This window comes from Mycobacterium pseudokansasii (assembly GCF_900566075.1).
Lineage (GTDB): Bacteria > Actinomycetota > Actinomycetes > Mycobacteriales > Mycobacteriaceae > Mycobacterium > Mycobacterium pseudokansasii.
Genome location: NZ_UPHU01000001.1, coordinates 6,051,149 through 6,066,971, shown reverse-complemented (window position 1 = coordinate 6,066,971; position 15,823 = coordinate 6,051,149). Strand labels below are relative to the sequence as shown.

Here is a 15,823-nt window from a genome sequence, read left to right as displayed (position 1 = left end):
CACGGACAGCAACCAACCTACCGGCTGAATCCCTAAGCCGCGGAGCGTAACAACCCAAAATATCCGCACCCACGAAAAGGATGACCATGAGTTTGTTGGATGCCCATATTCCGCAGTTGGTGGCGTCGCAGTCGGCGTTTACCGCCAAGGCCGCGTTGATGCGGCACACGGTCGGGCAGGCCGAGCAGTCGGCGATGTCGGCGCAGGCGTTTCATCAGGGCGAGTCGGCGGCGGCGTTTCAGGGCGCGCACGCCCGGTTTGTGGAGGCCGCCGCCCGGGTCAACACCTTGTTGGACATCGCGCAGGCCAATCTGGGTGATGCCGCGGGCACCTATGTGGCCGCCGATGCCGCCGCGGCGTCCACCTACACCGGCTTCTGAGTCACCGTCACCGTGAAACTTCGAAAGGACTTGTGATGTCACAGATTATGTACAACTACCCGGCGATGCTGGCGCACGCCGGGAACATGTCCGGCTATGCGGGCACCCTGCACAGCCTGGGCGCCGATATCGCCAACGAGCAGGCCGCGCTGTCCAATGCCTGGCAAGGCGATACCGGAATGACCTACCAGGGCTGGCAGACCCAGTGGAACCAGGCCATGGAAGACCTGATGCGGTCTTATCAGTCGATGGCCAGCACGCATGAATCCAACACCATGGCCATGCTGGCTCGCGACGGCGCCGAAGCCGCCAAGTGGGGGTAGCTGGCCGTAATCCGTTGCGGTGATAGTGGATACGGTTAACCGGCAGCGGCGGGCAGTCCGGCCGAGTACCGGGCGGATGATGCTGGCGTCACCGCCATGGTGGTGGTCGGTATTCGGTTGGTGGCCTGGACTTCACCTGACACAGATCGTGCGCCGCCGCCTGGCGATGACCCGTCGCCGCGCACGCCGGGAACCCCGGGCATCGACCGACCTCAAGGCAACCGCGCTACTTCGGATACGGCGGCCGAACGCCGAGGCGCTGAGGCGCCGAACGATCCGCGCGTGAGCCGCTCAGGCCCGCGCGAATGCCGGCAAGCGGGTCCGGTTTCGGTAGGCTGCCGGCCCCGCCCCGAACCAGCGCTTGCAGGAGCGCGTCAACACGCTCTGCTCGGCATAGCCCAATTCCCTGGTCAGGTGCGACAAGCTGATACCGGTCGTGCGCAGGTAGCGGTCGGCGGTGTCCTTGCGGACTTGGTCTACCAGCACCGCGAAGGTAGTGCCTTCGTCGGCAAGCCTGCGCTGCAACGTTTTCGGATGCAGGTGGAATTGCTCGGCCACCAGGTCGAGGGTCGCCGCCCCGGTGGGCAGTAATTGGCGAACGATGGCGCGTACCGATTCCACGATCCCGGCGCCTAGTGGGGTGATGCTGCTCAGATAGTCGACCACCGCGCGGTGGGCGACGTCGTCTCGGTTCAACGGCCGGCTCAGGTCCGCGGTGCGCACGGTGAATCCGCTCCTGCGTTCGGCGAAGTACGGCGTGCAGCCGAAATACTGCGCGTAGTCGGCCGGTGCGGTAACCGGGTCGTGGGATAGGTGCACCGCCAGCGGGGCGTAGTCGGCGCCCATCAGTAGGCGTAACACCCCGAGCGAGACGCCCAACGCCAGTTCCAGCGTCTGCGGACAGGGAATCGCTTCGTCGAGGAGGAACTGGATTCCGATGAATGACCGCTGTGCATCGGCCGACGAGGTGATCTGTATGCGGATAACCGGGCTGTACGCCGCCATGAAGGTGTTGAAGATCGACAAGGCGTCGGCCACCGTCGCGGCGGTTCGAGCGGCCACGCCCACCGGTCCCAGGATCTCGATACTCTGTCGCCGGGCCAACCTGCGCCCGAAATCCGGTGTGGCCGTTGCCTCTGCGGCCGATTCCATTGCCCTGATCGCCGCGCGGAACGGTATGAACGCGTCGTAGTTGCCGACGTCTCGGTCACGGATACCCACTGCCCGCAGCAGGCTGGCCGGGTCACCGCCCAACTCGGCGGCCAGCTTCGGGTAGTTGGACAGCCCGGTCCCGCGCACCACGGACATGCCGTTGACCCTCAGCGGCCGGTGCCGCTGTGTCAAGTACCCGAGACCCCACGACGCTGCCGGGCCATGTGGAAGCAAACTGCGCAGGCGGCTAGCGTCGGTGGATAATGCTTCGCACCGGACTTGCCGGCGGCAATCGGCAGAGGCCAGGAGGTGTTTCATCGAAAAACCGTTCACGCCCGTGGAGACCGTCCCGTCGGGCGACCGTAACCCATAAGTCGAATCCAATCGCGACCAGCTGCAAGGGACCCCAGACCATGCGTGAATTCAATGTTGCCGCGGATTTCACCGTCGCCGACACCGACCACATCGCCGGCAGTGTGTACGCACACGAGCGCGACGACCCCGATCATGTGATCTTCCAGCGCCTGGTCGACGGGGTGTGGACCGACGTGACCTGCGCGGAGGCGGCCCAGCAGATCCGCGCCACGGCACTGGGTTTGATCGCCGAGAACGTCAATGCCGGTGATCGAGTCGCGATTTTGTCGGCCACCCGCTACGAGTGGGTGATCCTTGACTACGCGATCCTTTCGGTGGGCGCGGTCACCGTCCCGATCTACGACACCTCCTCGGCCGAGCAGGTGCGCTGGGTGCTGGAGGATTCCGGGGCCGTGCTGGCGATCGCCGAGACCGACGCCCACGCCCAGGTGATCAAGGAGCTCAGCGACGAGCTGCCGAGCCTGCGAAAAATCCTGCAGCTCGAGTCGAGCGGCCCGACGGCCCTCGACGAGCTGGCCGAGGCCGGCAAGGCAGTGGACGTCGGCCAACTCGACCAACGGCTGGCGTCGTTGCGGGCCGCCGACCCCGCGACGCTGATTTACACCTCGGGAACGACGGGCCGCCCGAAGGGCTGCCAGCTGACCCACTCGAATCTGCTGTACGAGGCGCGCGGCGCGGCGTCGTGCTTTCCGACGTTGTTGCGCAAGAGCGAACGGCTGCTGGTCTTCTTGCCGCTGGCGCATGTGCTGGCGCGTTCACTGTCCATGTCGGCATTCGCCAACAAGGTCACGATCGGGTACACCAGCGACATCAAGAACCTGGTGTCCACGTTGGCTGTGTTCCAGCCGACGGTGGTGGTGTCGGTGCCCCGGGTGTTCGAAAAGGTCTACAACACAGCCGAATTGAAGGCCCAGGATAGCGGCAGGGGCAAGATCTTCGACGCCGCCGCTCGCACCGCGATCGAATGGAGCACGGCCCGGGACGCCGGCGGTCCGAGTTTGCTGCTGCGGGCCAGGCACGCGCTGTTCGACCGGCTGGTGTACGGCAAACTACGCGCTGCGCTCGGTGGCAACTGCCATGCCGCGGTCTCCGGGGGAGCGCCGTTGGGCAAACGGCTGTGCCACTTCTACCGCGGCATCGGGGTGACCATCTACGAGGGCTACGGGCTCACCGAGACCAGCGCCGCGATCACCGTGAACCGGATCGGCGAGGAGCGGGTCGGCACGGTCGGCAAGTTGTTGCCCGGCAACAGCATGGCGATCGCCAATGACGGCGAGGTGCTGGTGCGCGGCGGCGTGGTGTTCACCGGCTACTGGCACAACGAGAACGCCACTGCCGAGGCGATCGTCAACGGGTGGTTCCACACCGGCGACCTCGGGTCGGTCGACGCCGACGGCTTCTTGTCGATCGTCGGCCGCAAGAAGGAGATCATCGTGACAGCCGGCGGCAAGAACGTCGCGCCGGCTGTCCTCGAAGACCAGTTGCGCGCGCACCCGCTGGTCAGCCAGGCCATGGTGGTCGGGGACAACAAGCCGTACGTGGCCGCACTGATAGCGATCGACCCGGAAGGGTTCGACGTGTGGAAGCAGCACCACGGTAAAGACGCGACGGCGTCGGTGGCCGATCTGATCGACGACCCCGATCTGGCCGGCGAGATCGACCAGGCGGTCAAGCAAGCCAATCAGGCCGTTTCTCAAGCCGAATCGATCCGGCGGTTCCGCATTCTGCCGGTCGACTTCACGGTTTTGACCGGTGAGCTGACCCCGACGCTGAAGGTGAAACGCAATGTGGTGGCGCAGCGTTTCGCCGCCGAGATCGAGTCCCTGTACAGCAAGCGCTGACCGGAGCGGCTCGATTATCTGACAGCAGTCAGAGCTTGTAACCGATGGCGCGCAGTAGCTCGCGCCGCTCGGTGACGTCACGATCGGTCTCCACCCCGAGGGGTGGTTGACCGTCGATCACGGCCGCGATGCCCCGCCCGCGCTCCGTCACCGCGACCACGACTTCAACGGGATTGGCCGTGGCGCAGTGAATCGTGCAGACCTCGGGCACCGCTTTCACCGGATTGAGGACGCTGATCGGGAAGCCCTCGCGCAGGAAGATCACGAAGCAGTGTCCGGCCGCGATCGCCAGGGCGGTGTTGGTTGCGAGCTCCACCAACGCGGGGTCGTTACCGCTGCGTCGAACCAATCGCGGCCCGGACGCCTCGCAGAACGCCAGCCCGAACCGTAGTGCTGAACTCACCCCCACCAGCGCCTCGTGGAGGTCATCGACCGTCTTGATGAAGTGCGCCTGGCCGATCACGACGTTGACGTCATCCGGCTTATCGACGAGCACCACATCCCAGGACAGCGACGTTGTGGAGACAGACCCGGTCACAGACTCATGCTGCCACGTTCGCCGACCTTCCCCACCCGCCAGGCCCCGCCGCCCAGCAGCGCCAACTGCTGCTCGTGATGTGGCTCGACGGTGTTGCGGTGGCTGACCGATACCACCACGGTCTCCGGCAACTCGGTGCGAAGCAATTGGTACAGCGAATATTCGAGTCCCGGGTCGAGCGCAGACGTTGCCTCGTCGAGGAACACCGCGCTGGGCCTGGTGAGCAGGATGCGAGCGAACGCGATCCGCTGCTGTTCGCCGGGGGAGAGCACCTTGGCCCAGTCCTGAACCTGATCCAGCCGGTCGCGCAGGTGAGCCAGCGCCACTTTGGCCAACACGTCGCGCAGCCTGCGGTCGGCGATGTCGCCCTCGGCGGCCGGGTAGGACACCACGGCACGCAGATTGCCCAGGGGCACATATGGCAACTGGCTCAAGAACATCGTCGCGTTGTCTTGGCTGGGGTGTCGCAACGTCCCGGATGTGAACGGCCACAACTGGGCGAGGCTGCGCAGCAGCGTGGTCTTGCCCGACCCGGACCGGCCGACGATCACCATGGAGTCGCCCGGAGCGAGTCTCATGCTGAGCGGCTCCACCAATTGCAGGCCGTCCGGCGTGCGCACCTCGACCTCGTCCAATTCGACCGAGCCGTCGACGCTGGGCGCGGTGTGCAGTTTCGGCAACGCACGGGTCTTGGCGTTGGACTCGACCAGGCCGTGCACCCGAAGGATGGAGGCGCGGTAGCTGGCGAACAGGTCATAGGCGTTACGGAAGAACGACAGCGAATCGTGAACCGTGCCGAATGCCTGCGTGGATTGCATGACGTAGCCGAGTTTGAACGAGCCCGCGAACAAATGCGGCGCCTGAATCAGGAACGGCAGCAGCCCGATCGGCTGGCTCACCGCCACATTGAAGCCGGTGAAGGCCACGCTGCGCCGCAGATAGCCGCGATAGTTCGTGATCACCCCCGCGAATCGCCCGTTCAATTCCACACTTTCGGCTCGCTCTCCGCGGTAGAAGCCGACTGCCTCGCCGGCGTCGCGCAACCGCACCAGGGCGTAGCGGAAGACCGCGTTGAGCTTTTCGTTGCGGAAGCTCAACCGGATCAGCGGACGTCCGATCCAGAAGGCGACCACCGTGGCGAACGTGATGTAGGCGATGACGATCCAGAACAGCGCCCGCGGAATCTGCAGACCCGCGACGGTGATCGGGAACGACAGTTCCCACAGGATCGCGGCGAACGACACCACCGACACCACCGCCTGCACGGCACCGAACAGCAGGGTTTTGGCGGTCCCGTTCGCGGGGATGTTCGCCATGCCGCCCGAGCATGCGGTGAAAGCGTCGACGTCTTGCTGGATGCGCTGGTCGGGGTTGTCGATGGGGTGGTCGATGAACTGTCCGCGATAGTAGGCGCGGTCACCCAGCCAGTCGCCCATCAATCGGTGCGTGAGCCAGACCCGCCACCGGATGATGAACTCCTGCATCAGAAACTGGTCGACCACGGCGCGCGTGATGTAGATGACCGCCAGGACGGAAAAGGTCGCGATGGCCATCCAGAAGCCGTGGATGCCGGAGTTGCGGACCCGCATGTCGCCGCTGGCGGCTCCCTCGAACGCCACCTGCAGCGCGGTGTACAAGTCGTTGCTGTAATAGCTCAGCAGAATATTGATCCGCACCGCGACCATCACCAGCATCAGCAGCAGGGCCAGCCGGCCCCACACCGGAATACTGTTGTGGCCCTTGAAGTATCCTCCGGTCACCTCCCAGAACTGCCGGCCCCATGTGGTGTAGCGGGCGATGAGCGTCCCGACGGCCAACAGGCCCGCGCCGCTGATCGTCCAGGCTTCGGCAAGCCACCACAACGACCCCGCAACCTCGTTGCTCCAGTCGATCGACGGCGTGAAGGTATCCATGGTGAACGCTCCTGTGCCATGGCGTCGTGGCGACGCTATGTCGAGAAGCTACCGCGATTTGAAAAGCCGCCCGCTCACATTGAGGCCACCGGTTCGCCGATGCGGCTCAGGCGCCACGGGCCGTTGCCCAACAATTCCAGCTCCTGGTGATGATGCGGTTCGACGGTGCTGCGGTGGCTGGCGCTGACCACGATGCAGTCCGGCAGCTCTTTTCGCAGCAGGTCATAGAGCGCGAACTCCAGTCCCTCGTCGAGAGCCGAGGTGGCTTCGTCGAGGAACACCGCCTTGGGTCTGGTCACCAGGACGCGGGCGAACGCGATGCGTTGCTGCTCACCGGGGGAGAGCACCTTGGCCCAGTCCTCGGCGTCGTCGAGCCGGCTGATGAGGTTGGGCAAGGTGACTTTGGCCAGGGCGTCGCGCAGCGTCAGGTCGTCGATCTCACCCTCCATCGCCGGGTAGCTCGTCGCGGCGCGCAGGTTGCCCAGCGGAAGATAGGGCAGCTGCGGGACGAACATGACTCCGTCCCGGCCGTCCGGATAGCGCAGCGTGCCCGAGGCGTACGGCCAGAGCCCGGCCAGCGTGCGCAGCAGTGACGTCTTGCCGCAACCGGACGTGCCGGTGATGACCAGTGCGTCGCCGGGCACCAGCCGCACATTGAGCGGCTCGATCAATTGCGTGCCGGTGGGTGAGCGGACCTCGACGTCGTCGAGTTCTATCGCGACATCCCCGGTGGCGACGGTGTGCAGCTCAGGAAGTTTGCGCGCCTTGGCATTGGCTTCCGCCAGCCCGTTGAGGCGCATGATCGCGGCCCGATAGCTGGCGAATCGGTCATAGGCGTTGCGGAAGAACGACAGTGAATCCTCGATCTGGCCGAAGGCGCCGGCGGATTGGATCACGTCTCCGAGTTTGATGCTGCCCGCGAACAGTCGCGGCGCTTGCACGATGAACGGCAGCGGGTTGATGGTCTGGCTCATCGTGACGTTCCAGCCGAGGAAGCCGATCGTTCGTCGCACGTAGCGGCGGTAGTTGGCAATCGTGTCGGCGAACCGGGTCCCGAGCTGGGAGCGTTCCGCGCGTTCGCCGCGGTAGAAGCCGATCGCCTCGGCGGCGTCGCGCAGCCGCACCAGCGCATACCGGAAGGCGGCGTTGAACAGCTCGTTGCGGAAGCTGAACCGGATGAGAGGGTGACCGATCCAGAAGGCGACCACCGTCGCCATCGAGACGTAGCCGAACAAGACCCAGAACAGCGCTTTCGGAATGTCGATCCCGAAGATGGTCAAGGTTCCGGACAGTCGCCACAAGATCGCGGCAAAAGATACCACCGAGACAACCGATCGGACCGCGCCGAACAGCAACGTGGCCGATGTGCCGACCGACGGGCTGTTGGGCGCGCCACCGACACCTGCGGTGAAGATGTCGATGTCCTGCTGGATGCGCTGGTCGGGGTTGTCGATCGTGGTTTCCAGGAACCGGCCCCGATAGTAAGCCCGCCCGTCGAGCCAGTCCGCAGTCAGCCGGTCGGTGAGCCATACCCGCCATCGGATCAAAAACCGTTGCGTGACATACAAATCCGTCATCACCTGGATCACCTGCAGGACCGCGATGACACAGAAGGTCCAGATGGCCACCCAAAAGCCGTGGATGCCCGAGTCCCGCGCCGCGTCATTGCCGGCGGCGGCGCCCTGGAACGCGGCCTGAAGCGCCGAATACAGGTCGTTGCTGTAGTAGGTGAACAACACCGTCAGCCGCACCGAGGTGATGACCGACAGCAGCAGCGCGCCGAACAAACCCCAGACCGGGACGCTGTGCCGGCCCGTGTAGTACTGGCCGGTGATGCGCCAGAACTGAGTGCCCCAGCGGGTGAACCGGACGACCAGCACCGCGACGACGAGCAGGCATGCCCCGCTGACCGCCCAGGCCTGAAGAATCCACCGCAACGACGCGACCAGCTCGTGGCCCCAGTCGATGGAGGGGGTGAACGTTTCCACGGAGGCTCTCCTTCTTCCGCGGGCGGACGCGCGCTTGCTGCTATGCCGGTGGGGCCGGCCAGGAGTGAGCGGGGCTGACGATGTTCGCGATCTTGGTGAAGAAGTTCCACACCCCGAGGACCTCGACATTCGAGTTGACGAGCATGAGCAGTGTCGTGCCCTCGACGGGGAGGTAATAGACGTATGACTGGTAGCCGGAGATGTTCCCGTTGTGGCCTATCCAGGCGTTTTGGTTCTCGAGACCGAAGCCGTACAGCGAGCCGGTTCCTTCCGACGGCGCGAGCAGGAATTCGAGGCGTTGGGCCTGTGCGGCCTTCGAGAGCAACGCGCCTTCCGCCACAGTGCGCGCCCAGATGCGCATGTCGTCGAGGGTCGAGACCATGGCTCCCGCCGCCCACCCCCACGACGGGTTGAAGTCGGTGGCATCGTGGATCTGGCCGCTCGGACGCTTGGTGTAGCCGTGCGCGTGTGGCGAGGGAATCTCGGCGCCGACCGGCAACACGGTGTGCTGCATGTGGAGCGGCTGGGTGATGTGGTCGCGAATGAAGTCGGTCAACGACTGGCCGGACACCTTCTGGACCACCATGCCGAGCAGCACCGTATTGGTGTTGTTGTAGTCGAATTGCGCTCCGGGTGGAAAGGCCGGCGGATGGCCGACAGCGATCTGGATCAGCTCTTCCGGTGTTCGTTGGAGCCCCTCATCTCCCAGCTTCGGCGGCGTCGTCTCGGTCGAGTAGTCGAAGAGCCCCGATCGCATTTGACCCAGTTGGCGCAGCGTGATCGCGTCGCCGTTGGGAATTCCCGGCACATACTTGCCGATTGGATCGTCGAGTCCGACCTTGCCCTGGTCCACCAACTGCAAGATTGCGGTGGTCGTAAAGGTCTTTGTGACGCTGCCGATGCGCATGTGCATATCGGTGGCCATCGGCGCGCGGGTGGTGGTGTCGCTCAGTCCGAATGCCCGCACGTAGGGCGCCTCACCGGGCTTCCAGACGCCGATGAGCGCACCCGGTACCGACGCCTCAGCCATTCCGGCCGGAATGACCTGGTCGAGCCGCAGGGTCCAGCCCTCGGGTTGGACACCCGCGTGGCCGCAGGCGGGGACTGCCATCAGCAGAACCGCCACCAGGACCCGCCACCGGCTGCGGTGTGCCGGCCCGATACCCGATCCGGGCCGCGGAGTGGTTGTCGACAGCTTTCGAGTTCGTCGGCGACCGGAGGGTGTGAACTTTTCCACGGAGGCTCTCCTTTCTCCGTGGCCGCATCGGCGACACTCGGTACCAGCTGTGCGTGACGGTATCGCAGTTGCAGCTCATCGGCGCGTGTCCGGCGACCACCTCGCGGGTAGTCGAATCATGAACCCCAATGCCGCGAGGAGTGCCAGGATGACCGCAATTTCCGAACCCAAGACAACGAAAGTCACGCCGTTGCTGCAGGCGCTGAGCCAGCGGGTCCACGCCGCCGACGGTGACCGTCGCCGCGACGTCACCAACGCGATGACCGGACAGCCGCTCGCCGGCGTACCGCAATGCACCCCCGAGGACGTCGTCGCCGCGGCCGGCCGTGCCCGTGCGGCGCAACGTGCCTGGTCGCAGCGCCCGCTGGGCGAGCGCACCGAGGTTCTGCTGCGCTTTCACGACTTGGTGCTGCGGCGTCAGGACGAGATTCTCGACATCATCCAGTTGGAGAGCGGCAAGGCCCGCGCCCATGCCTTCGAAGAGGTCGCCGACGTATGCCTGACCGCCCGCTATTACGCCCACACCGCCGAGAAGTACCTGTGCCCCAAGCGCCGTCAAGGGGTGCTGCTGGCCCTGACCGAGGTATGGGAACACCGGCTGCCGAAGGGCGTGGTCGGGATCATCTCGCCGTGGAACTATCCGCTGACCCTGGGCATCAGCGATGCATTGCCGGCGATCGTCGCCGGTAATGCCGTATTGGCCAAGCCGGACAATCAGACGCCGTTCTCCGCCCTATGGGCGGTGCGGCTACTCGAAGAGGCGGGGATGCCGCGGGGGCTGGTGCAGAGCGTCACGGGATCAGGATCGGAGCTGGGCTCACCGATCGTCGAGCAGTCCGACTACGTGATGTTCACCGGTTCCACCGACACCGGCCGCACGGTCGCCGCCCAGGCGGGCAAGAGGCTGATCGACTGCTCGATGGAACTGGGCGGCAAGAACGCGCTGCTGGTCCTCGACGACGCCGATGTCGGCAAGGCTGCCGTCGGTGCGGTACGGGCGGCATTCTCCAATGCGGGCCAGTTGTGCATCTCGGTGGAACGCATCTACGTGCCCGACGCCCTATGGGAGGAGTTCACCGACCGCTTTGTGGCAGCCACTGCGGCGATCAAAATGTCTGCCGCGCTTGACTATTCGGCTGACATGGGGTCGTTGATCAGCCAAACACAACTCGACACCGTGACCCATCACGTCGACGACGCGGTGAACAAGGGCGCGACCGTGCTCGCCGGTGGCAGGCCGCGTCCCGACATCGGCCCGTACTTCTACGAGCCGACCATTCTCAGCGGCGTGCGCGAGGGCATGGCGGCGTTCGCCGACGAGACCTTCGGCCCGGTGGTCTCGCTGTATCGCGTGCACAGCGAGGAGGAGGCCGTGGAAGAAGCGAACGACAGTCTGTACGGCTTGAACTTCAGCGTGTGGACCTCCGATCCCAAGCGCGGACGCGCGGTGGCCACCCGATTGCAGGCCGGAACGGTCAACATCAACGAGGGGTACGCCGCCGCGTGGGCATCTGTCGACGCGCCGATGGGCGGCATGAAGGCCTCCGGGCTGGGTCGTCGCCACGGTGAGCAGGGGATCCTGAAATACACCGAGCCGCAAACCATCGCGATCGAACGCGGGCTGCCGGTCGGCGTGCCGTCCTGGATGCGTGCCGACCACTACGCACGCCTCATGAGCGGCGGATTGCGGGTGCTGCGCCGCCTACCCGGCGTCAAATAGCCGGTTCCCGACGGGAACCTCGGCACCGGCGGAAGCGGGCCGGGCCGCTTTAGGCCTAAACGATCCGGAATAAATTCCGGGAGCGAAGCGATGTATAGATCAAGCGAATCGTTGCGGCGTTGACTACTCACGGTGTGTTCGGGCTTTTGAATGCGGTTTCGTTCAAATTTCGGGTACCCCTACCGGTATCAGCGGCGTACGATTCGAGTAAGTACCCCTCGTGAATGGACAGATCATGGTCAAGTTCTCAATGCTGGCTGCTGCCGGGTTGGCTGTCGGGGCCATTGTGGCAGGCGCGGGGGTGGGCGCGGCGCCGGCACACGCCGACTCCACCGCTGATTCCACGTTCATCCAGCAGCTCGACAAGGCCGGAATCCCCTACGTCAACCCGTACTTGGCGGTCGGCCGAGCGACGGCCATGTGTCTGTACCTGAACCAGGGCCACACCGAGGCCGAGGCGCTGCTGTTCACGGCTCAGACCGACCGTGCCAACGCCACGTCATTACAGGACGCCCAGTTCGCCCAGCTCGCCGAGGCCATTTACTGCCCGAACGAGCTTTCCTCGGCCCACTAGAGAATTCTGCGACTTTGCAATAGTTACCTTGGTTTCGCATTCGCGGAACCAAGGTAACTATTGCTTATGCAGACATTGCCCGCTCGGCGATTGTGGACGGGTTTCTCCGTGCGGTTGATCCGGCATGCGCGGGTACCGAATTGGCGCCATTGCGCCATGGCCGACCGGTCGGGTGGCTGACCTTTCAGGTGCGACCAGACCGGAAATGCGCGCCGCTATTCAGCGGTGCCCGGGCGCGTTCGGATTGCAGTCGATGCGGTCCGGGACGTAGCAGTCCGGAATGATCCAGTCGCTGAGCGGATCATTCGGGTTGACGCGCACCGAACCCTTCGGCAATTCCGGAGCCTTGCCCGGTTCCAGGGTGAACGTGTTGGAGAAAATGGCCGGCATGTCCCTGGCCAGGCGGAGCAGCGCCCCTCCTTGGCGTACACAGATGAGACCGACCGCTGGGGGCTGTTTGGCCGGGTCCGGCATAGCCTCCGAACTGGGGTAAACGAGATTGCACAGATCCTGGGCACTCAGGATGTGGTAGGGCGGATCGTCGGCTTGCGCCGGCGGACTGCCCATGAACCCGGCGCTGGCGAACCCCATTCCAACCGCTGCCATTGCGAGTCCTCGACGCATTAGCGCCCCCTCACCAATCGTGGGTCAACTAGTGTGACACGGGCGAATAGTAACGCCGTTCCGGCTCGGTTTGAAAGAAAGGTTTGCAAGTTGAGGACTTTCGTCACCAACACGATGGCCTGGAAGTCGGCCGGCAATCGATCAGCCCAGTATGGGGACCCGGCGCTGGCGGCCCAGCCGGCCGAGCGCGGCTTGCATCACCGAACGCACATGGGCGTCGACCTCCGCCGCCTCGGCGTCCGTGCCGAATTGGGCGGCGACGTCGATCGGCTCCAGCACCTGGTAGACGATTTTGGCGGGCAGCGGCATATTGGCCGGGAAGAACACCGTCAAGCCGAACGGTAGGCCGATGGTGACCGGCAGAATCTCGATGCGAATTCGTTTGAGCCCCAAGTGCTTTGCCAGCCAGTTGCCGCGGGTGACGAAGAGTTGGGTCTCCTGGCCTCCGATGGAGACCGCGGGCACGATGGGTACGCCGGCCTGCAAGGCCGTCCTGACGTATCCGGTCCGACCGTCGAAGTCGATGACGTTCTGCGCCAACGTGGGCCGGAATGCGTCGTAGTCACCGCCGGGAAATGCCAGCACGACCGCACCCGAACGCAACGCCTTGACCGCGTTGTCCCGATTGGCGTGAACGACGCCGAGGCGGCCCAGCGCCGCGCGGAACGGGGTGAAGAAAACCCCATAGTGGGCAAGGGTGTACAGCGGACGACCGTAGCCGAACCTGCCGTAGAAGGCGGGCGCAAGCACGTTCCAGTCGGGCGTCAACACCCCTCCGGAGTGGTTGGACACCAGCAGAGCGCCACCGGTCGGGGGAAACGATTCCAGGCCACGCACCTCGGCCCGGAACCAGCGCTTGATGAGCGGGGTGACCGTACCGATCAACGCCTTGGTGAAGGCCGGATCCCAGTTGGCCATCTCGGAGCCATCAATTCCCTTGCCGCTCACGTCTTCTGCCGATCAGTAGTCGAAGTGCCGGTGACTCGATTATCCTCCCGCCCCGGTGCTCTGACCGAGGACTAATGGCTGCGGTTGCGAGGTCTAAAGTCCCCGGTCGGCAACTCCGTGAATCGGTAGCGTCTGGTCTAAACACGACATCGCACGAGTGGGCAGGAGTGTGGCGATGACCGTATTGATGACCGGGTTTCCCGGCTTTCTCGGCAGCGCGTTACTACCGCGCATCCTCAAACGCACGGACGGCACGGCAATCTGTCTCGTGCAGTCCAAATTCGCCACCCTGGCCAAGCGCCGCGTGGCCGAACTCAGCGCTGCCGAACCGTCGGTGAGCGGGCGGATCGAGCTGGTCGAGGGCGACATCACCCAACCCGGGCTCGGCCTCGCCGCGGGCGCACTGAGCGAAATCACCGAGGCGTGGCATCTGGCCGCCGCATACGATCTGGCGGTCGCTCGCGAGGCGGCGGTCCGGATCAACGTCGACGGCACCCGCAACGTCCTTGACGTACTTGATCAGTGTCCCAACCTGACCCGGCTGCACTACTTCAGCACCTGCTACGTCAGCGGACGTTACGCCGGCCCGTTCGGCGAGGACGACCTGGAAGTCGGTGCGCCGTTCAACAACTATTACGAGGAGACCAAGCATCTCGCCGAGGCGGACGTGAGATGGCGGATGTCGGCCGGGATGCCGGCGACCATCTATCGTCCCTCGATCGTGGTCGGTGACAGCCGAACGGGTGAGACGCAGAAGTTCGACGGGCCCTACTTCGTCATGCAGTGGCTGTTGCGGCAGCCCCGGCACGCGATCCTGCCGGTGGCGGGAGATCCCACCATGACGCGGGTGAACGTGGTCCCGCGTGACTTCGTCGTTGACGCGGTGAGTTATTTGAGTGGGTTGGCCATTTCCGAGGGCCGAACCTATCACCTGGCCGATCCCCAACCGCTTACGGTCGCGGAGATGACCGACGTGCTGGCCCGGGTGACCGGCCGGCAACTGGTCAAGATTCCGCTACCGCGCAAGCTGGCGAAGGGCTCGTTGGCGCATGTTCCCGGGCTCTACCGGTTGATGCGGATTCCGCCGGAGGCGGTCGACTATTTCACCCATCCCACTTTCTATTTGACCGACCATTGCCGCGCCGACCTCGCCGACGGCCCGGTCGGGCCCCCGCCCTTCACCGGCTACGTCGACCGGCTCGTGGATTTCATGCGCCGTCACCCGGAAGTCGGCTCCGCGGCGATGTTCTGACGGCGCCGCGCGCCCCTGTGCAGGCCTTCGAATGATCAGCCTTGCGCACCGGACGGCCAAGCCGCCCTGTCTGAGCGATCCGGTGATCTAGCTGAGCGCCTGACGCAGCGCGGCGCTGTCGGTGACAAATCCAAAGCACTGCTTCACGTTGTAAAGCGTTGCTTCCCAGCAATATTCGGGCGAACTGGTCGCCGTGCAATCGGTGACTAGGATGCAATCGTAGCCAAGGAAGTTGGCGTCCTGCAGTGTGGTCATGACGCACTGATCAGTGTTGACACCACCGAACAGCAGCGTGGTCAGGCCGAGGTTTCGCAGGATGCTGTCTAATACAGTGTCCCAGAAGCCACTCATCCGATATTTATCCACGCGTATGTCCGCCGCTACCGGCTGAAGTTCGTCGACAATCGCGGCAGCCCAACTGTCGCGTTGTAGAACGCGGGCGCCGGTGTGGGGCAGCGGATCACCAATGCCGACGCCCGTGCCCACTGGGTTAAAAGCATGCAACAGAGATGGACTGAGATTCAGCCGGTCCGGTCGATTGCCCCAGTTCACCCATACGACCGGCACACCGGAGTCCCGCAATGCGGGCAGCAGGCCACGCAGGGGACTGATGGGTTTGCGGACAGGCGTGATGTCAACGCCAATGTGGTCGAGCCAGCCACCTTGTGCGCAGAAATCGTTCTGCATGTCGATGATCACAATCCCGGTTCGGGAAAGATCGATCAAGAGGTTCTGCGGTTCGGCGGCAAGCCGGACGGGGCGCGGATGGGGTGTGTTGCGGACGGTGTCAACGAGATCTTCCGACACCCGCCATGCTGTCGCCGCCACCGCGCCCAGCGGCACTAGTTCTGCGCCCATCCAATCTCCTCACGTCGAGCACAGACCGTGGTGCGTAAGGTGTACCAGAACCTCGGGCGGCCCGCATCCGCAAACCAGCTGCGAGGTTCAACAGGGAGCG

14 protein-coding genes are annotated in these 15,823 nt (G+C 64.7%); 6 read left to right on the top strand and 8 right to left on the bottom strand.

Annotated elements, in window-relative coordinates:
* The first annotated feature begins 86 nt into the window (after positions 1-86).
* Together esxG and EET10_RS27465 are read left to right on the top strand one after the other, a co-directional pair.
* Positions 87-380: a type VII secretion system protein EsxG gene (gene esxG, locus EET10_RS27470; protein ID WP_036405671.1), complete on the top strand. Its 294-nt coding sequence runs from the start codon at positions 87-89 to the stop codon at positions 378-380.
* Positions 381-415: 35 nt separating this feature from the next.
* Complete coding sequence (locus EET10_RS27465; protein WP_036394380.1) at positions 416-703, top strand: WXG100 family type VII secretion target; 288 nt, start codon at positions 416-418, stop codon at positions 701-703.
* Between the two features lie 291 nt (positions 704-994).
* Here the strand turns inward: EET10_RS27465 and EET10_RS27460 are convergent, their stop codons facing one another.
* Positions 995-2,011 carry an AraC family transcriptional regulator gene (locus tag EET10_RS27460; protein WP_036394381.1) on the bottom strand — a complete coding sequence of 339 codons (1,017 nt, stop codon included), beginning with the start codon at positions 2,009-2,011 and terminating at the stop codon, positions 995-997.
* A gap of 257 nt (positions 2,012-2,268) precedes the next feature.
* Here EET10_RS27460 and EET10_RS27455 point away from each other — a divergent pair, with 257 nt between their 5' ends.
* A complete protein-coding gene (locus EET10_RS27455; protein WP_036394382.1) occupies positions 2,269-4,071 on the top strand; it encodes an AMP-dependent synthetase/ligase in 1,803 nt (600 codons plus the stop codon).
* Positions 4,072-4,099: 28 nt separating this feature from the next.
* Here EET10_RS27455 and EET10_RS27450 read toward each other — a convergent pair whose 3' ends face one another.
* From EET10_RS27450 to EET10_RS27435, 4 genes are all read right to left on the bottom strand, one after another.
* A complete protein-coding gene (locus EET10_RS27450) occupies positions 4,100-4,609 on the bottom strand; it encodes an adenosine-specific kinase (protein ID WP_063466779.1) in 510 nt (169 codons plus the stop codon).
* Positions 4,606-6,522 (bottom strand): ABC transporter ATP-binding protein/permease, encoded by a 1,917-nt coding sequence (locus tag EET10_RS27445; RefSeq protein ID WP_036394384.1) that lies wholly within the window; start codon positions 6,520-6,522, stop codon positions 4,606-4,608. Before EET10_RS27445 ends, EET10_RS27450 begins: the two co-directional genes overlap by 4 nt.
* Before the next feature lie 74 nt (positions 6,523-6,596).
* Positions 6,597-8,510 carry an ABC transporter ATP-binding protein/permease gene (locus EET10_RS27440; RefSeq protein WP_036394385.1) on the bottom strand — a complete coding sequence of 638 codons (1,914 nt, stop codon included), beginning with the start codon at positions 8,508-8,510 and terminating at the stop codon, positions 6,597-6,599.
* Positions 8,511-8,550: 40 nt separating this feature from the next.
* Positions 8,551-9,747 carry a serine hydrolase domain-containing protein gene (locus EET10_RS27435; RefSeq protein ID WP_243410718.1) on the bottom strand — a complete coding sequence of 399 codons (1,197 nt, stop codon included), beginning with the start codon at positions 9,745-9,747 and terminating at the stop codon, positions 8,551-8,553.
* A gap of 148 nt (positions 9,748-9,895) precedes the next feature.
* Between EET10_RS27435 and EET10_RS27430 the strand changes: the two genes are divergently transcribed.
* Positions 9,896-11,467, top strand: coding sequence for a succinic semialdehyde dehydrogenase (locus tag EET10_RS27430; protein ID WP_174719721.1), 1,572 nt, complete (start codon positions 9,896-9,898; stop codon positions 11,465-11,467).
* A 235-nt stretch (positions 11,468-11,702) separates the two neighbouring features.
* Positions 11,703-12,041, top strand: a complete 339-nt coding sequence (locus EET10_RS27425; protein ID WP_136624771.1) for a DUF732 domain-containing protein — start codon at positions 11,703-11,705, stop codon at positions 12,039-12,041.
* Positions 12,042-12,260: 219 nt separating this feature from the next.
* On the opposite strand, the gene EET10_RS27420 is transcribed toward EET10_RS27425, so the two are convergent.
* Positions 12,261-12,647, bottom strand: coding sequence for a hypothetical protein (locus tag EET10_RS27420; RefSeq protein ID WP_133163485.1), 387 nt, complete (start codon positions 12,645-12,647; stop codon positions 12,261-12,263).
* 159 nt (positions 12,648-12,806) lie between these two features.
* Complete coding sequence (locus EET10_RS27415) at positions 12,807-13,583, bottom strand: lysophospholipid acyltransferase family protein (RefSeq protein ID WP_051490688.1); 777 nt, start codon at positions 13,581-13,583, stop codon at positions 12,807-12,809.
* Positions 13,584-13,788: 205 nt separating this feature from the next.
* Between EET10_RS27415 and EET10_RS27410 the strand changes: the two genes are divergently transcribed.
* The gene (locus tag EET10_RS27410; RefSeq protein WP_122502677.1) at positions 13,789-14,865 is read left to right on the top strand and encodes an SDR family oxidoreductase; all 1,077 of its coding nucleotides are present in this window, start codon (positions 13,789-13,791) and stop codon (positions 14,863-14,865) included.
* Between the two features lie 87 nt (positions 14,866-14,952).
* On the opposite strand, the gene EET10_RS27405 is transcribed toward EET10_RS27410, so the two are convergent.
* The gene (locus tag EET10_RS27405; protein WP_063466778.1) at positions 14,953-15,723 is read right to left on the bottom strand and encodes a cysteine hydrolase family protein; all 771 of its coding nucleotides are present in this window, start codon (positions 15,721-15,723) and stop codon (positions 14,953-14,955) included.
* Positions 15,724-15,823 lie beyond the last annotated feature (100 nt).

Coding starts and splice junctions, on each gene's coding strand:
- esxG (WP_036405671.1), top strand. CDS start 87: ATGAGTTTGTTGGATGCCCATATTCCGCAGTTGGTGGCGTCGCAGTCG.
- EET10_RS27465 (WP_036394380.1), top strand. CDS start 416: ATGTCACAGATTATGTACAACTACCCGGCGATGCTGGCGCACGCCGGG.
- EET10_RS27460 (WP_036394381.1), bottom strand. CDS start 2,011: ATGTCCGTGGTGCGCGGGACCGGGCTGTCCAACTACCCGAAGCTGGCC.
- EET10_RS27455 (WP_036394382.1), top strand. CDS start 2,269: ATGCGTGAATTCAATGTTGCCGCGGATTTCACCGTCGCCGACACCGAC.
- EET10_RS27445 (WP_036394384.1), bottom strand. CDS start 6,522: ATGGATACCTTCACGCCGTCGATCGACTGGAGCAACGAGGTTGCGGGG.
- EET10_RS27430 (WP_174719721.1), top strand. CDS start 9,896: ATGACCGCAATTTCCGAACCCAAGACAACGAAAGTCACGCCGTTGCTG.
- EET10_RS27425 (WP_136624771.1), top strand. CDS start 11,703: ATGGTCAAGTTCTCAATGCTGGCTGCTGCCGGGTTGGCTGTCGGGGCC.
- EET10_RS27420 (WP_133163485.1), bottom strand. CDS start 12,647: ATGGCAGCGGTTGGAATGGGGTTCGCCAGCGCCGGGTTCATGGGCAGT.
- EET10_RS27415 (WP_051490688.1), bottom strand. CDS start 13,583: ATGGCCAACTGGGATCCGGCCTTCACCAAGGCGTTGATCGGTACGGTC.
- EET10_RS27410 (WP_122502677.1), top strand. CDS start 13,789: ATGACCGTATTGATGACCGGGTTTCCCGGCTTTCTCGGCAGCGCGTTA.
- EET10_RS27405 (WP_063466778.1), bottom strand. CDS start 15,723: ATGGGCGCAGAACTAGTGCCGCTGGGCGCGGTGGCGGCGACAGCATGG.